Annotated in this window: 13 protein-coding genes; 7 read left to right on the forward strand and 6 right to left on the reverse strand. The window is 58.4% G+C overall.

What is annotated here, in order from left to right; all coding sequences use genetic code 11:
* Positions 1 to 22: 22 nt before the first annotated feature.
* Positions 23 to 1,861 (reverse strand): methyl-accepting chemotaxis protein, encoded by a 1,839-nt coding sequence (locus ACFQDL_RS01605; RefSeq protein ID WP_379907492.1) that lies wholly within the window; start codon positions 1,859 to 1,861, stop codon positions 23 to 25.
* 172 nt (positions 1,862 to 2,033) lie between these two features.
* On the opposite strand from ACFQDL_RS01605, the gene ACFQDL_RS01610 reads away from it, so the two are divergent.
* Positions 2,034 to 2,480: a PilZ domain-containing protein gene (locus ACFQDL_RS01610; RefSeq protein ID WP_379907493.1), complete on the forward strand. Its 447-nt coding sequence runs from the start codon at positions 2,034 to 2,036 to the stop codon at positions 2,478 to 2,480.
* 223 nt (positions 2,481 to 2,703) lie between these two features.
* Here the strand turns inward: ACFQDL_RS01610 and uvrB are convergent, their stop codons facing one another.
* Positions 2,704 to 4,725, reverse strand: coding sequence for an excinuclease ABC subunit UvrB (gene uvrB, locus ACFQDL_RS01615; RefSeq protein WP_379907494.1), 2,022 nt, complete (start codon positions 4,723 to 4,725; stop codon positions 2,704 to 2,706).
* A gap of 215 nt (positions 4,726 to 4,940) precedes the next feature.
* Between uvrB and ACFQDL_RS01620 the strand changes: the two genes are divergently transcribed.
* The 6 genes from ACFQDL_RS01620 to ACFQDL_RS01645 all read left to right on the forward strand — a co-directional run bounded on the left by ACFQDL_RS01620 (position 4,941) and on the right by ACFQDL_RS01645 (position 12,156).
* The gene (locus ACFQDL_RS01620; protein ID WP_379907495.1) at positions 4,941 to 6,128 is read left to right on the forward strand and encodes a pyridoxal phosphate-dependent aminotransferase; all 1,188 of its coding nucleotides are present in this window, start codon (positions 4,941 to 4,943) and stop codon (positions 6,126 to 6,128) included.
* A gap of 351 nt (positions 6,129 to 6,479) precedes the next feature.
* Positions 6,480 to 7,124, forward strand: coding sequence for an XrtA/PEP-CTERM system exopolysaccharide export protein (locus tag ACFQDL_RS01625; RefSeq protein WP_379907496.1), 645 nt, complete (start codon positions 6,480 to 6,482; stop codon positions 7,122 to 7,124).
* Between the two features lie 25 nt (positions 7,125 to 7,149).
* Positions 7,150 to 8,802, forward strand: coding sequence for an XrtA system polysaccharide chain length determinant (locus ACFQDL_RS01630; RefSeq protein WP_379907497.1), 1,653 nt, complete (start codon positions 7,150 to 7,152; stop codon positions 8,800 to 8,802).
* Between the two features lie 9 nt (positions 8,803 to 8,811).
* Positions 8,812 to 9,762 carry an XrtA-associated tyrosine autokinase gene (locus tag ACFQDL_RS01635; RefSeq protein WP_379907498.1) on the forward strand — a complete coding sequence of 317 codons (951 nt, stop codon included), beginning with the start codon at positions 8,812 to 8,814 and terminating at the stop codon, positions 9,760 to 9,762.
* 278 nt (positions 9,763 to 10,040) lie between these two features.
* Complete coding sequence (locus ACFQDL_RS01640; protein ID WP_379907499.1) at positions 10,041 to 11,234, forward strand: TIGR03016 family PEP-CTERM system-associated outer membrane protein; 1,194 nt, start codon at positions 10,041 to 10,043, stop codon at positions 11,232 to 11,234.
* Positions 11,235 to 11,247: 13 nt separating this feature from the next.
* Entirely contained in the window at positions 11,248 to 12,156 is a 909-nt protein-coding gene (locus ACFQDL_RS01645; RefSeq protein WP_379907500.1) for an XrtA/PEP-CTERM system-associated ATPase, read from the forward strand.
* 385 nt (positions 12,157 to 12,541) lie between these two features.
* On the opposite strand, the gene ACFQDL_RS01650 is transcribed toward ACFQDL_RS01645, so the two are convergent.
* Genes ACFQDL_RS01650 through ACFQDL_RS01665 form a run of 4 tightly spaced genes read right to left on the reverse strand, consistent with a single transcriptional unit; the run spans position 12,542 to position 15,470 of the window.
* Entirely contained in the window at positions 12,542 to 13,546 is a 1,005-nt protein-coding gene (locus ACFQDL_RS01650; RefSeq protein ID WP_379907501.1) for a nucleotidyltransferase family protein, read from the reverse strand.
* A gap of 48 nt (positions 13,547 to 13,594) precedes the next feature.
* Positions 13,595 to 14,488, reverse strand: coding sequence for an HprK-related kinase A (locus ACFQDL_RS01655; protein WP_379907502.1), 894 nt, complete (start codon positions 14,486 to 14,488; stop codon positions 13,595 to 13,597).
* 11 nt (positions 14,489 to 14,499) lie between these two features.
* The gene (locus tag ACFQDL_RS01660) at positions 14,500 to 14,778 is read right to left on the reverse strand and encodes an HPr-rel-A system PqqD family peptide chaperone (RefSeq protein WP_379907503.1); all 279 of its coding nucleotides are present in this window, start codon (positions 14,776 to 14,778) and stop codon (positions 14,500 to 14,502) included.
* Positions 14,779 to 14,789: 11 nt separating this feature from the next.
* A complete protein-coding gene (locus tag ACFQDL_RS01665; protein WP_379907504.1) occupies positions 14,790 to 15,470 on the reverse strand; it encodes a hypothetical protein in 681 nt (226 codons plus the stop codon).
* Positions 15,471 to 15,513 lie beyond the last annotated feature (43 nt).

Below are 15,513 nucleotides of genomic sequence, written 5' to 3' on the forward strand. Positions count from 1 at the left end.
CGTAACGCGTCACCCTCCTCTGTCAGACGCGGAACTGGCCGGTCATGCCGAGCAGTTCATCGGAGTGTTCGACCACCTGACCGGAGAAGCCACGGATTTCCCGCGAGCGCTCGGCATTGCCGCGTACGGTGTCCAGCACCCCGGACATGCTTGACGCGATCGACTGCGCGGTCGCCGAGATCTCCTCGATGCTGGCCGCCTGCTGATGATTGCGATCGCGTACCTGGGCGAAAAGATCGCGGATACGGTCCATCTCCAGCGCGGCGTTGTCGCCGAGCGAACGGCTGCTGTCGACCCGTCCCTGGCCGTCACGCATGGCCACCAGGATCTGCTTCATCTGAGCCTGCATCTCGTTGATGATCTGGTTGATGCTGGCGGTCGCATTGACGGTCTTCTCGGCCAGCGCCCTGACCTCGTCCGCCACCACCGAGAAACCCCGGCCGGCTTCGCCGGCACGGGCCGCCTCGATGGCCGCATTGAGCGCCAGCAGGTTGGTCTGTTCGGCCAGGCCGTTGATCATCTCGGTAACGCCGTCGACACGGGATGAGGCCACGCCGAGTTCGTCCAGCTCACGATGGACCTGACCGAAGATCTCGGCCAGCTGCTCCAGCGAGCCCAGGGCATCGGTGATGACCGCACCGCCCTTTTCCGAGGCTTCGTGGGCACCGAGGGCCAGATTGTTGGCCTCTTCGCTGGCCTGAGCCATATCACGCACCGTCATGCTGATCTGCTCGACGGCCGCGGCGACCGAACCGGTTTCATCTTCGGTGTGGCCGCTTTCCGCCACCAGCTGGTCGAGGGTGCCGCTCAGCTCGCTGGACATGGTCTGCAGACGGTTGCTGCTGCTGATGACCCTGTTCAGCACCGCACCGAGCTGTTCCGTCAGACCGTTGACGGCGCTGCCGAGGCGATCGAAATCGTCGTTACGCTGCTGATCGACCTCGAGCCGCTGCTGCAAATCACCCTTGGCGATTTTCTCGAGGCTCTCGACAGTGCGCGTCAGGGTCCGCGTAGAACTGCGCCATACCGACAGCAGCTGAAGTGCACAGACCAGCGCGACCGCAAGCGCGGCGATCAGGATGGTCAGGCTGGCTCGGGTGCTGGTTGCCGCCGCCTCGTCGCGTGCCTCCTGCAGCTGCGCATCGATCATCTGGATCATCATGTCGGTGCTGCTGAGCAGGGTTTCGAGCTGGGTACGGGACTGGTGCTCGACGGCCGCCTGGTCGCGCAGCAGCCCCACCAGCTTCTCGCCGGCGGCGGCAACGATGTTGATGCGCTCTTCGAAGGCATCGAGAAAGCCCAGCTCGTCAACCTTGCTGCGCAGATTCTCGATGGAGGCGTCGTAGACCTTGATGCTGGCCGGGTCTCGACGCTCCACCATCTGCACGATGGCCTGCTTCACCTCTTCGAGCCAGGGACGCATGTTGGAGAACATCGCGCCTTCGAACGCCTGAATCTGCTCGCCAAGCGCGCCGCGCGCGCCCAGTTTGCTGCTGGTGCCGATCCGGCTGGCAAGATCCTCGATCTCCTTCTCGAGGCCGATCCAGGAGTCCAGCACCGAGGCAATGACTTCGACGTCGACGCCGTCGGCCGCCAGACGGTCGAGCTGCTCGCGCTTGTCCCGCTGCAGCGTCTCGAGCTCGGCCTGCGTCCGGTTGTCACCGGCGGCTGCGATCAGAATGTCGATCTTCAGCAGGTTGAGGCCGTTCTGCCAGCCACTGAGCCGGTCAGCCTGCCCGGCCGCATCGGTCTGACTGTTCAGTGCCGATACCGACAGACCGCCGAGGGTCGCAAAGCCGGCCAGCGTCATGATTACCACCAGCAGCAGTCGCTGCCGAAATCCCGGATTGAACAGTTTCATGCAATAGGTCCCTGAGCGTAGTACGTATAGTCGTTCTTGTTATGCATTCCGGCGTGCAGCCTGTGCCGGGCTGACGATCTGTATCGGCAGCCCAAGATACTACTTTAGGTTTAAAGGCGTCTGCAATTAACGACACCAAACTGGCAGCTATAATCCGAATAACCTGAACAGAATGGAAAGCACCGCGAACGCGGAAGACAGGGACGCCATGACACCCAGACGCTATATTCGCCACCCTTCGGAGATTCCCATCGTGATCCAGGCGGCCGACCAGGCGGCCACCCTCAGGCTGAAGGACTTCAGCCTTGGCGGCCTCTGCCTGCATACCGACCACTGCCTGGCGGAGCAGAGCGAAATACTGATCCGCATACCGTTGCTGCCGTCGGAGTTCGAAGCCCGGGGCCGCGTGATCTGGTGCCATTACCTCTCCCATGACCAGGCACTTCTCGGCATCTGCTTCCACGACCCGGAAACCGCATATGCAGTGCGGATGGTCGAACAGATCTGTCATATAGAGAGCTACCGCCGGCGCATCGGCCGAGAACAGAACCGGGCGCTGAGCAGCGAAGAGGCCGCGGTCGAATGGATTGCACGCTACGCCCGGCATTTTCCGCAATGAAGTGAGGCGTGCGACGTGACGGGTGACGGGTGACGGGTGACGGGTGACGGGTGACGGGTGACGGGTGAAGCGTAGGGTGCCGGTAAGCGAAGCGCACCGCACCGCATGGATCGGTGCGCTTCGCTCCGCTCCACTGTAAACCGCTCCTGCGTTTCCAGTATTTCCACCATCCATGGCGGTCAGCAGCACCCTACGTTTTTTCAGGCATATTCAGGAACCGTACCTAATTTACCGGCTCCATATGCTTGAGCTTTTCCAGCTCGTCGCGGTAGTGGGCCGCCAGTTCGAACTCCAGGTTCTTCGCCGCTTCGTACATCTTGTCTTCGAGCTGGTTGAGCGTTTTCGCCAGCTCCTTCGATGACATCCGGGCAGGGTCGAGCTTGTAGTCCGCGGCCTGATCGGCAACTTTCTTTGCACTGCGCGCCGCCTTGCGGCCGGGAATGGTCGAGGCCCCTTCCATGATGTCCGCAACCGACTTGGTGATCCCCTTCGGCACGATGCCATGGGCCTCGTTGTAGGCGACCTGTTTTTCCCGTCGGCGCTCGGTTTCCGCCATCGCGCGCTCCATCGAACCGGTGATGCGGTCGGCATAGAGAATCGCACGGCCATTGACGTTGCGCGCGGCACGGCCAATGGTCTGGATCATCGAGGTTTCGGAACGCAGGAAGCCCTCCTTGTCGGCATCGAGGATCGCCACCAGCGCCACCTCCGGCATGTCGATGCCCTCGCGCAGCAGGTTGATGCCGACCAGCACATCGAACTGACCGATACGCAGATCGCGGATGATCTCGACCCGCTCGACGGTGTCGATATCGGAATGCAGGTAGCGTACCCGCACGCCGTGCTCGTCGAGAAACTCGGTCAGATCCTCGGCCATGCGCTTGGTCAGCACCGTCACCACCACCCGTTCCTGGTTGACCACCACCCTGTTGATTTCCGACAGCAGGTCGTCCACCTGGGTCCGTGCCGGGCGCACCTCGACCAGCGGGTCGACCAGCCCCGTGGGCCTGACGACCTGCTCGGCGATCTGCCCGGCCTGCGCGGCCTCGTACTTGCCGGGCGTCGCCGAGACGAAGATCATCTGCGGCGCCAGCTGCTCCCACTCCTCGAAGCGCAGCGGCCGGTTATCGAGCGCCGACGGCAAGCGGAAGCCGTATTCGACCAGGGTTTCCTTGCGCGAACGGTCGCCCTTGTACATGGCGCCGAGCTGCGGAATGGTGACGTGGGACTCGTCGATCACCACCAGGGCGTTGTCCGGCAGGTAGTCGAACAGCGTCGGCGGCGGCGCGCCGGCGTCGCGCCCGGACAGGTAGCGCGAGTAGTTCTCGATGCCGGAACAGTAACCGAGCTCCATGATCATCTCGATATCGTAGAGGGTGCGCTGCTCCAGGCGCTGCGCCTCGACCAGCTTGCCATGATCGCGCATCTGCTTGAGCCGCACCTGCAGCTCGTCCTTTATCTTCTCGACCGCGCCGAGCAGCACGTCGCGGGGCGTCACGTAGTGCGTCTTGGGATAGATGGTGACCCGCGGCACCCGGCGCAGCACGGCGCCGGTCAAGGGGTCGAACCAGCTGATCTGGTCGACCTCGCTGTCGAACAACTCGATGCGCACCGCATCCTTCTCGGACTCCGCCGGAAAGATATCGATCACATCGCCGCGGACACGGTAGTTGCCACGGTGCAGCTCGACATCGTTGCGGGTGTACTGCAGTTCGGCGAGCCGGCGCAGGACCTGACGCTGGTCGATCTCCTCGCCGCGATCCAGATGCAGCATCATCGACAGATAGGACTGGGGATCCCCGAGGCCGTAGATCGCCGAGACGGTCGCGACGATGATCGCATCATCGCGCTCGAGCAGCGCCTTGGTCGCCGACAGGCGCATCTGCTCTATATGCTCGTTGATCGAGGCATCCTTCTCGATAAAGGTATCGGAGGACGGGACATAGGCTTCGGGCTGATAGTAGTCGTAGTATGAAACGAAATACTCGACGGCGTTGTCGGGGAAGAATTCGCGGAACTCGCCGTACAGCTGCGCCGCCAGGGTTTTGTTGTGGGCCAGGATAATGGTGGGCCGCTGAATCCTCGCGATCACGTTGGCCACGGTAAAGGTCTTGCCGGAGCCGGTGACGCCCAGCAGCGTCTGGGCCAGCAGCCCCGACTCGATGCCCTCGACCAGAGTTTCGATGGCGGTGGGCTGGTCCCCGGAAGGCGCGAAGCCCGACTGTATCTTGAATCGCTGTTTCATACTTCAACCCATAGTGCGCAACCGGCCATTATACCCGATTTCACTCCGGCCGGGTTATCGCAAAAAGTCGCACTCCAACGACAAAACCGACGCTCTTTTTGGGCGCGGGCATTTAGACTGGCCGGCGATTCCGCTATCATTATGCAGCTCTAGAGGAGCAACGGACCCCGCATCAGCATGCGGACCCCGTACCGACCATATGAGAGGATTTTGGCTTGGACGTTCAACTTTCAGACCGCGTCAATAGTATCAAACCGTCCCCCACGCTTGCGGTGACCAACCGCGCTGCCGAACTGCGTGCGGCCGGTCAGAATATTATTGGTCTGGGCGCCGGCGAACCGGACTTCGACACCCCGGACCACATCAAGCAGGCCGCGATTCGCGCCCTCAACGAAGGCTTCACCAAGTACACCGCCGTCGACGGCACCCCGGGTCTGAAAAAAGCCATTATCAGCAAGTTCAAACGGGACAACGGTCTCGACTATGAGCCGAACCAGATTCTGGTGTCCTGCGGTGGCAAGCAGAGCTTCTTCAACCTGTCGCTGGCACTGCTCAACGAAGGCGACGAAGTCGTGATCCCGGCACCCTACTGGGTCTCCTATCCGGACATGGTACTGGTGGCCGACGGCAAACCGGTGATCGTCACCACCACCCAGGAACAGCGCTTCAAGATGACCGCCGAGCAGCTCGAAGCGGCCATCACCGATCGCACCCGCCTGGTCGTGCTGAACAGCCCGTCGAACCCGACCGGCGTCGCCTACAGCCTGGACGAGCTGAAGGCCCTCGGCGAAGTGCTGAAGAAGCATCCGAACGTGCTGATCGCCACCGACGACATGTACGAGCACATACAGTTCTCCGACCAGCCGTTCTGCAACATCGTCAACGCCTGCCCGGAGCTCTATGACCGCACCGTCGTGCTGAACGGCGTCTCCAAGGCCTACTCGATGACCGGCTGGCGCATCGGCTATGCCGCAGGCCCCGCCAAGCTGATCGGCGCAATGAAGAAGATCCAGTCCCAGAGCACCTCGAACCCGACCTCCATCGCCCAGGTGGCCGCGCAGGCGGCACTGGAAGGCGATCAGGGTTGTGTTGCCGAGATGGTCAAGGCATTCAAGGAACGCCACGACTATGTCATCGCCGCACTGAACGACATCAAGGGCGTCGAGTGCATCCCGGCGGACGGCACCTTCTACGCCTTCCCGAGCTTCCAGGGCGTGATCGATGCCGATCCGCGCTTCGAGAACGACCTCGACCTGGCCGAATTCCTGCTCGGCGATGCCGGCGTCGCACTGGTTCCGGGCTCGGCCTTCGGCGCGCCGGGCAATATGCGCCTGTCGTTCGCCACCAGCCTCGACGTCCTCAAGGACGCCATCGGGCGGATCAAGCGGGCACTTGAAGGCTAAGGAATCAAGCAACAGACCAGGGGCTCCGCAAGGAGCCCTTTTTTGGTTCCGGCGACGCGTTAAAAGCCAATGCGCCCAGGCATTCCGAGCTCCGGCCATCGTTGAGTTTCGGCCTGTCGGTTATGGATCAACGGGAAATCGCTGAGCCGATCTGGACGATTGAGTGGCGATGAGTCGTTCGCGACCTGGCGCCAGGACCTGACTTGCAGCCACCTGGTGAGCGGTCTATCTTGATCAGGCAGATCCTGCATGGACTATAGTAACTAAACATGCTCGATCAGGCAGAGGCCCGTCACAAAGCGCCTCGAATAACCCCAGTCGTAAAGATGTGAGCACGGAGAGCAAAAATTCATGAAAGGAATGAGCCCCCTATGGCAGGCTTGTACCGCGGCAACCATTGCGCTCGCCCTTATTACCGGCTGTACCAGCACCCCATACCCGCCTCTGCCCGTTGCTGTCGCGAAGCAGCCGCTGACCACCGACCCTGCCCAATACAACTATCTGGTGGGACCGGGGGACAGCCTGGGTATTTTCGTCTGGGGTAGCCCGGAAGTCTCCGAAACGGTAACGGTACGCCCGGACGGCATGATCACCACGCCGCTGGTCGAAGATGTCCGGGTCAGCGGGCTGACACCGACGCAGGTCGCGCGACAACTCGAGGAGAGTCTTCGCCTCTTCATCAAGGAGCCGATTGTCACTGTCATAGTCGAGGGTTTCGTGGGTCCCTACTCCGAACAGGTGCGGATTATCGGTGAAGCCGACGAACCCCAGGCCCTGTCCTACCGGGAGGACATGACACTTCTGGATGTCATGATCGCAGTTGGCGGTCTCACAGAATTTGCCGACGGCAACGCTGCCAGTGTGGTACGCATCGTGGATGGAGAGCAAAAACAGTACGGCATTCGTATAGGCGACCTCGTAGAGGATGGCGATATCTCCGCCAACGTCCATATCCTGCCCGGCGATATCATCATTATCCCGGAAGCCTGGTTTTAAGGGCGGCTAGCTAGGAGGTTTATCTATGCAAGATATTATTGAGCAGATAGTCTCCTACCTACGAGGGATCTGGGTCCACAAATGGACCGCACTGGTATTGGTTTGGGGCCTGTGCCTGATTGGCTGGCCATATGTGCTGAAAATGCCGAACCAGTACGTCGCCGAAGCCAAGGTGTACGTCGATACCCAGTCTCTGCTGGCACCGCTGCTGCGCGGCCTGACCGTTCAGACCAACCCCGAACAGCAGGTTCAGCTGATTATCAAAACGTTGCTGACCCGACCCAACCTGGAAAAAATCATTCGCCTGGCAGATCTGGATATCCAGGCAACAAACGACGCCGAATTCGAACTCCTCCTCGCTCGGATGGAAGCCAACCTCACTCTGAGCCGGGCTGGCCGGGAAAACATCTATGCCATTTCCTATACCAGCAGCTCGGCAGAAGAAGCCAAAAACGTGGTCGAGGCGACCCTGACCACCCTGGTAGAGAACACCCTGGGGAACAAACGGGAAGACAATACCACCGCCGCCAACTTCCTGGACCGCCAGATCGCCGAGTACGAATCACGCCTGAATGCAGCGGACAATCGGCTCAAGGAGTTCAAGCAGAAAAACTACGGGTTAATGAGTTCCGACAGCGGGTTTTATAGTCGCATCAGTAGTCTCAAGGGCCAGATCCGGTCCCTGGAGCTGGAGCTGCTCGAAGCCAAAACCCGTCGGGATTCGATCGAGAAACAGCTGGCGGGAGAGGTTCCCAACTTTGGCATCATGGAAGACGGTTTGGCGCCCTCCTCCTTCGAGTTCGTCACCAGCTACGATGGACGCATCCACACTCTGGAAAATCAGCTCGATCAATTGCGCTTGAAATACACGGATCAGCATCCGAACATTCGGGAGACGGAGCTCATACTGAAAGACCTTCAAGCGAAGAGAGTGCAGGAGGTAAGGGACCGACAGCGGGCGCTGCAAGCCGCCCAGGTTGAACGAAATGGTGGATTGAACGAAAACCCGGTTTATCAGCAGCTCAAGCTCACACTCGCCAGTGAAGAAACCACCGTGCGATCTCTGGAGGTGCGCCTGGCGGAATACCAACACCAGTTGGAAGTGTTACAAAACAACGCCAACACTATCCCGGAGCTCGAGGCGGAGCTTCAAGCGCTGCAAAGGGGGTATTCGATTACCCAGCAGCAATACAACGAACTGCTGTCACGCCGCGAGTCGGCACACCTGTCGGAACGGGCGGACGCCAGTACGGACGGATTCAAGTTTCGCATTATCGATCCGCCACGCCTGCCGACAGCGCCCACTGGCCCCAACCGTCCCCTGATCCTGTCCGGGGTGCTGGCCGGGGCGGCTAGCCTTGGCATCGGCGTCGCCTTTCTCATCTCCCAGCTCAGGCCGGTCTTTTTTGACCCCAAACAAATCTTCCAGACCACCGGTTACCCCGTTCTGGGTGTGGTCACCATGATCAAGGATCCGGAGCTGCTGAATCAAAAGCGCCGGGAAGCCCTTATCTTCGCAGCCCTGGCCGGATCACTGGTGGCTTTTTACGGGATCCTGATCGTCCTGCAGCTGCTTCCCAACATCAACCAAAGGTTGCTTGCTTACGTTCCTGACTTTCCAAGCGCGTGGCTTCTTCAACTGCAGCAGTTTGCCTACGGGATTCTCAACTCTTTCTAGGGGGCTCTGATGAGCACAATCGAGCGTGCACTTGAAAAACGCCAGCAGTTGGGAGCGCAACAGCGTGAAGCCGCTACAGTCGATAGCGACGATTCCCCGGCGCCCCCGGCTCCGGCCTTCGCGACGCCGTCGACATCCGCGGATGGGCAGCCAGAGCTTCCCGGTCAAGACTCCCACTTCGGTCGTCAGAACGATGAGCCAACAGATGCCGAACGCGAAACGAAAAACGACCGGGAGCAAATCTATATCGATACAGATCGTCTCGAGCAGCTGGGCATGGTCACACCCACCGAAAACTTCACCCCGATCAAAGAGGAGTATCGCTATATCAAGCGCCCCTTGCTTGACAACGCTTTTGGCGCCAACGCAGAAAAGCTGACCAACCCCAATCTCATTCTGGTTTCGAGCTGTCATGCTCGGGAAGGAAAAACCTTTACTGCGCTGAACCTGGCACTGAGCATGGTGACCGAACATGACCGATCCGTATTGCTGGTCGATGCCGACGTGATCAACCCGAACCTTAGCCAGAGGCTGAATATTTCAGATCGCGCACTCGGTTTATTGGATTACCTGAACAATAAAGCTGAAGTCCAGGACATCATTCAGAGCACCAATATTCCCAACTTCAAGGTCGTCTGCGCCGGCACCCGTCACCATCATGCCACCGAGATGATCGCCAGCGCGAAGATGAAACAATTCATGAAGGAGCTTTCCAGCCGTTACAGCGACCGAATAGTCATCTTCGACACCGCGCCGCTACTTGGGGCCAGCGAAACCAGTGTACTGGCGCAGATGACCGGACAGGCCGTGATCGTCGTCGAAGAGGCTTGCACCTCGCAGCGCCAAGTGGAACGGGCACTGAGCCTGCTCAAGCCAAAGATGGCGATTGGCCTGGTCTTGAACAAATCCAGGACCGGACAAAAGGATTATTATGGCTATTACGGCGCATCCAAGCGATAACAGGTTACATTGGCGTTTAATTCAGGTCGCTGTTTTGCTCCTTCCGATGGCGACCGTCCAGGCACGCGACTGGAAACTTACTCCCGGAGTTCAGGTCACCGAGCATTACACCACCAACCTCAACCTTGACCCGGGCAATGAGGAGAACAGTCTGATTACCGAGGTGCGTCCAGGCTTTTCCCTTTCCAAAGAGGGGCTCGCCTGCAGGCCAATCTGGATTACCGGCTTCAATACCTGGACTATTCCTCCGACGAGGCCAGCGATGAGATCCGTCACCAGTGGGGGCTTTCGGCCAACTCCGAACTGATCGAGGACCGGTTTTTCCTGGATGCCAGAAGCAGCTACAGCCAGCGCCTGATCGACAACCGCAGCGCCAGCACCGGAGACGCCCTGAGCGCCCCCGACAACTTTACCGACACCTTTACCTTCCAGGTCACCCCCGCTGGCGACAACGGCTGGGACGCTACACTACGCTCGGGGCGGATTTTTCCTACAATACGGTGCAATTTGACGGCGTCAATGATGACAGCGACGGTTATAGCACCAGTTTTTTCCTCGACAACCAGGCCAACCCCGGCAAGATCTACTGGGCCGCCAATATCAACACCAACCAGGCGACACCCGATACCTCAGCAACGAGCGAATCAGAGGCCATGAATTTCGAGCTCGGGTACCGATTCAGCCGTCAACTGGATGGCAGGCTTCGCTACGGTTATGTCGACAACCACCTCGATGATCCGACCCAGTCCGAGGCGGAAGCAGGCAATTTCTGGGGCGCCGGTCTTGACTGGACCCCGGGTCCCAGGACGTCGCTCAGTGCGTCCTACAATAGCCGGCTGTTATCCGATCAAGGACATGGATTGAGCATCAACCACCGGCAAAAACATACCAACTGGTCACTCAGGTACAACAAGAATATCACCAGCGTTCGTCAGGAGTTGCTGCAACTGACGCCCATCGGCACCCTGATCTGCCCATCAACCCCGTCCTTCAATATTGCCGACTGCAGGCTTGTCGACAGCAGCAGCCCGGTGCTTCCTGGTCCCGACGAGCAGGCAATCACTCTGGTCGCTCCGCTGCCCACGCTCTCCGAAGAACAGTTTATCCAGCAAAGTCTGAGCGCCAACCTGGTGATCAGCAAGGGCAAAAGCCTCTGGACCCTGGGTCTGTTCAGAACGGAACGAGATTTCCAGGTGCAAGCCAGTACCGAAGAAGATACGGGCGCCAACGCCGGCTGGAGGATACAGGTGTCGGGGCGAACCAGCCTGAGCACCCAGCTCACATGGTCACGCCTGGAATCGGACTTCGAGGCTACGGATTACCAACGGTCGCTCTCGTTGAGCATGGTGCGGCAGCTATCTGAAGACAGTTCACTCAACATCGCATTAAGGAGCACCGAGCGGGACTCTGAGGATGATGACCGCGCTTTCCGGGAGCATCGGCTCACAATCGGATTCAGCCACCTCTTTTAGTGAGTCTTGACCTATGTATACGTCATATTTCGGCTTTACGGCAAAACCCTTCCAGTTGAGCCCTGCGACGGAGTTTTTCTTTACCAGCAAGGGCCACAAGCGCGCCCTGTCCTATCTGCACTACGGTGTGAGCCAGGGAGAAGGGTTTATCGTGATCACGGGCGAGGTCGGCACCGGTAAGACCACCTTGATGCGAAACCTCTGGACGACGGCTGATTACGACAACCTCATCACAGCCCAACTGGTGACAACCAGGCTGGAAGCCGATGACTTGTTGCGCATGATCTGCAGCGCCTTCGGACTGCCTGCGGAAAATAAACCAAAGGCGGTGTTGCTGCAGCAGTTTCAGGAATTTCTGCACTCGGTGCATCGAGCCAATAAACGGGTCCTGTTACTGGTCGATGAAGCCCAGAACCTGTCCGCCGGCGCGATTGAAGAATTGAGAATGCTGTCCAATTTTCAAATCAACGATACCCCGCTGATGCAGAGCTTCCTGCTGGGTCAGCCGGAGTTGCGGGCGATTATCCAGAATCCGAACATGGAGCAGTTCCGGCAACGCATCATTGCTGCCTGCCACCTGCAACCCTTGCACGAAGAGGAGGTCAAGGCATACATCCTTTGGCGACTCAAGGTAGCCGGCTGGAAGCAAAACCCCGAGTTCAACGATGATGCTTTCAAGGAAATTTACCGGCAAACCAAGGGAGTTCCCAGAAAAATCAACGTATTCTGCGATCGCCTGTTATTGCTCTGCTTTCTCGAAGAGCAGAAGTTGGTGGATGTCGATACTGTCACGACCGTGGCAGAGGAGCTCGCAGACGAGTTCTCCCCCAGTCAGGCCAGGGTTCATCAGCTCCCGCCGTTCAGCCGCCCCCCAACTGGGAAAGTGCGGACCCGCTGCTCGCGTCTCTTACGAGCGATATAACTGAACTGCAGCGAAGAATTGTAATCCTCAACAAATATCTAAACACGACGCTGCACGAGAAAATCGAACTGCTGAAGGCCTTGGACAGGAAGCTCAAGCAACAGGTCGAGAAAGTACTTGATGAATACGACAGATGACCGAACGGGCCGAGTAGACATTATCAATTGACCCGCCCTTCCTCGAACGATGTGGGTAATGCGGAGGTGCTATTGACCGCCATGGCGGCAGAAGGCCGCCCCGCGGAAGGCCGCCCCGCGGAAGGCCGCCCCGCGGAAATCCTGAAAATGCAGGAGCTATTTTCAGGGGAGCAACGATGCGCACCGATCTCGGCGGTGCGGTGCGGTGTGGTGTGGTGTGGTGTGGTTCGCTCCGCGTCACCGGCACCCTACGCAGACCGCTCCCTACCGGCAGATATTGCACGCAATGACTTTCGCAGCAAATGAGGCACCAATACCGCAAGGGGCATTTTCAGCAGGTGGCCTCGCCAGTAAAGCAGAAATTTTGCCAACCTGTGTCCCGGCTGTTTAGCCAAAGTATGATGGGGTATGAGCACGCGGGTGAAAAGTATATCTGCCACCGGCAGCAGCAAAGCATTCGGAGTACCGGCATCTTTCGCCATCAAGATGTCATCCGGTATCGGGCTGGACAAAAAACGCCGGCAATACCTTAACGCGTAGAACAGGGGCCTGGCCAACTGCAGCTCCAGCGCCCGGCGCTTGAGCTTCGACCAGTCATCCGGCTTGAACTCTCGAAACAGAAGGTCCAAATCCGAAAGATCTCTCAGGCCATTCTCGAACTCTCCTTCAAAGAACAGGTGGGTGGCACTGTGGATAATCATATCGTGGAGATGCAAGGTCCCCACGCCTTCAGCATCAAAGCAAACCTTATCCATTATCTTTTCAATATCGATCTGAAATCGGAGCACGGGAAAGATGTTATGGTGAACATCCAGAACCGTCTGTCGTTTATAGTGGATCAATGGTGGTATTTCATGGGTCCACTCCCGATAATAGCGCTGATCATAATCATCGATTTTTTCGGAGTACCAACCGACAGTTTTAAGCTGTCGCTCAACCTTGGGCAATTCTTTCTGGGTCACCAGCATATCGATATCGGTTAAAGTACGGCCCTTCCCGGCTTCCTTGTTTGCATAAATATAGGCAGCCCCCTTCAACAAAACGGGTCGCACCCCGATTCTCTGCAGTTCCGTCGCCAGCAGTTTGACCTCCCAGAGCACCTGGGTGCGCTGCTTCTGCGACTGCAACGAGGCCGAAAGCAGATGATGATATGCCTTTTCCGGAGCCCCTGGAGCAGGTCTCGATCCGCCAGCAAAAAGTACAATCGAGCAAGCAGGTTGGCGGCTCGCCCCAAACGGATCACGCGGTCCCACTGCTCTTCCGAGTATTCTGCCGCCAAGAGGGGATTAGCCAACAAGGCCTCAACCAGGCCGCGATCCGTCGCACAAGCCATCAAAGAACTCGAAGACCTCGTCAAACCGACTGTACTCCAGCGTGAAGCAGTCACACCGGTCCACCAATCTGCAAGCCGCATCGAACCCCACCTTGCCGAGAATATGATAGTTGAAGCTGTTGCCTATCAGCGCCATGAACGCATCCGGCTTTCGGCAGGCGCGAACCCTCAGAGGGCTGTTGGGCAGGTAGCGTGGAGTCACAATATGGGTCGGCATCGCATCCGCCGATGCCCTGGCAGCCGTTTCATCGGTCGGCTTCATCAACGCCACCACGCCTTTGGAGGTGTCGTAGAATTTTTCGGTCAGTTCCGCCCGGGGAAATAACCCCTGCAGCAGGTCGATCGATTCATTCTTCAGATTGACCGGGCGCCCGATCGGTGCCGCGCGTGTCGTTGACGGCTCCACCATCACGATCTCGTCCGAAAATAAACGCCAACCGTGCTGCATCAAGGCTGCTGCCAGCGTGCTTTTGCCGGATCCCGGCGGAGCCGGAAGAATCACCATGACGCCGTTTTTCTCGACGCCGGCCGCATGGAAATGCAGATAACGGTGATACTGATTGGCGATACACCAGTTCAAACCCCACTCGAACAGCGGAACCGCCTGCTGAACCGGCAGGGGTTTGAACGGGGCGTAACCATCCAGATAGAAATTCGCCTGCGGACGAAACCAACGACGCAGAGACGCCGGCTGTTCAACCCGGATACGGAAGTCGACGAATACCGGGCGACTCGACGTCACACGAAATGACCGATAGAGAAAAGGAATCCACTTTTTGATGTTACCCACAGGGGAACTCAGCGCGACCGTGAGTGCGCCTATATCGAAATACCAGGTATCGTCGCTGCCGGCGTCCGTCATATAAGAATGACTCAAAGCACGCGTACCAATTGATTGTCTTGCAGGGATTGCAGGATGTCGCCAACGATCAACGGTAAATCCTCGGCATCACCATACAATGCAGCGATTTGCCCAATCAGCGACTCGGTTGTCTGCGGAGGCTGCCCATCCAGGCAACAGAGGAGATCATCGGCAAGATCGCTAAGCTCGAACGTATCACCGGATAGTGGATGAAAAACCACTGCACCGTCCTCCCAGCGCTTGGACGCTTCGGCATAATTGAACTCCAGGCTCCACCTCACATCATCCATGCATTATCAACCTATGACAATGAACAAGACTGTACCAAAGCAGTACTTTCTACACTACTGGCGTTGAAGTGGGCGAGAATGTCCTCCAGTCGCATTTCCCGCGACATATCACCCGCGACCGTTGCCATCGCCTCGGCGACCTCCAGTGCCGAATAGGGATAACTGATATTGGGATGCAGAGCATTCAGAAAAGCGGCACCGGCTTGCTGGGGGTAACCGGGGCCATCATGCAGGTAATCCATAATCTGCATTCCAAAACCGCCCGCCCAGACGAGCGTGGAACCGAAGTTGACCAGTATTTGCGAAATCAAGCTGTCGAGCGTGGTCCCGCCTGCGAAGCTATATTTATTCGGATTATCCAGTTTGCCATTGAGATCGGAAACCTCGCAGGGCTCGATCTCCTTTGCGCCGCCGTTGCCGTTATACATAGTTCCGAAATCGAGCGTCAAGGAGTTGCCTACGGGCCAGCATACAGGATGGGTGGCCATATACTGCGACGTCCTGCCATCCCCCAGTGCAGGACAGTCATGAACGTGGTTGGAGAGGTTGCCACTCAGCATGCCCGAGATGGAGCACTCCTGCCCCCACGCCGACCGACTGGGCAGAGATGCCAGAATGGGCGTACCGGCCAGCCCGATCAGCAATCGGCGCCGGGTCGTGTCTGACATGGGTTGTTTCTCATCGGTATCCATAGTAGAAAATCCAAGACGTCTGGGAGCACCTCCTGACGCTAAA

The sequence above is a fragment of the Marinobacterium aestuariivivens genome (assembly GCF_042661465.1).
GTDB lineage: Bacteria > Pseudomonadota > Gammaproteobacteria > Pseudomonadales > Balneatricaceae > Marinobacterium_A > Marinobacterium_A aestuariivivens.

What these genes read in the sequence shown, in the direction of transcription:
- ACFQDL_RS01605 (WP_379907492.1), bottom strand. Translation starts at nt 1,861, where the DNA reads ATGAAACTGTTCAATCCGGGATTTCGGCAGCGACTGCTGCTGGTGGTA.
- ACFQDL_RS01610 (WP_379907493.1), top strand. Translation starts at nt 2,034, where the DNA reads ATGGAAAGCACCGCGAACGCGGAAGACAGGGACGCCATGACACCCAGA.
- uvrB (WP_379907494.1), bottom strand. Translation starts at nt 4,725, where the DNA reads ATGAAACAGCGATTCAAGATACAGTCGGGCTTCGCGCCTTCCGGGGAC.
- ACFQDL_RS01625 (WP_379907496.1), top strand. Translation starts at nt 6,480, where the DNA reads ATGAAAGGAATGAGCCCCCTATGGCAGGCTTGTACCGCGGCAACCATT.
- ACFQDL_RS01630 (WP_379907497.1), top strand. Translation starts at nt 7,150, where the DNA reads ATGCAAGATATTATTGAGCAGATAGTCTCCTACCTACGAGGGATCTGG.
- ACFQDL_RS01635 (WP_379907498.1), top strand. Translation starts at nt 8,812, where the DNA reads ATGAGCACAATCGAGCGTGCACTTGAAAAACGCCAGCAGTTGGGAGCG.
- ACFQDL_RS01645 (WP_379907500.1), top strand. Translation starts at nt 11,248, where the DNA reads ATGTATACGTCATATTTCGGCTTTACGGCAAAACCCTTCCAGTTGAGC.
- ACFQDL_RS01655 (WP_379907502.1), bottom strand. Translation starts at nt 14,488, where the DNA reads ATGACGGACGCCGGCAGCGACGATACCTGGTATTTCGATATAGGCGCA.
- ACFQDL_RS01660 (WP_379907503.1), bottom strand. Translation starts at nt 14,778, where the DNA reads ATGGATGATGTGAGGTGGAGCCTGGAGTTCAATTATGCCGAAGCGTCC.
- ACFQDL_RS01665 (WP_379907504.1), bottom strand. Translation starts at nt 15,470, where the DNA reads ATGGATACCGATGAGAAACAACCCATGTCAGACACGACCCGGCGCCGA.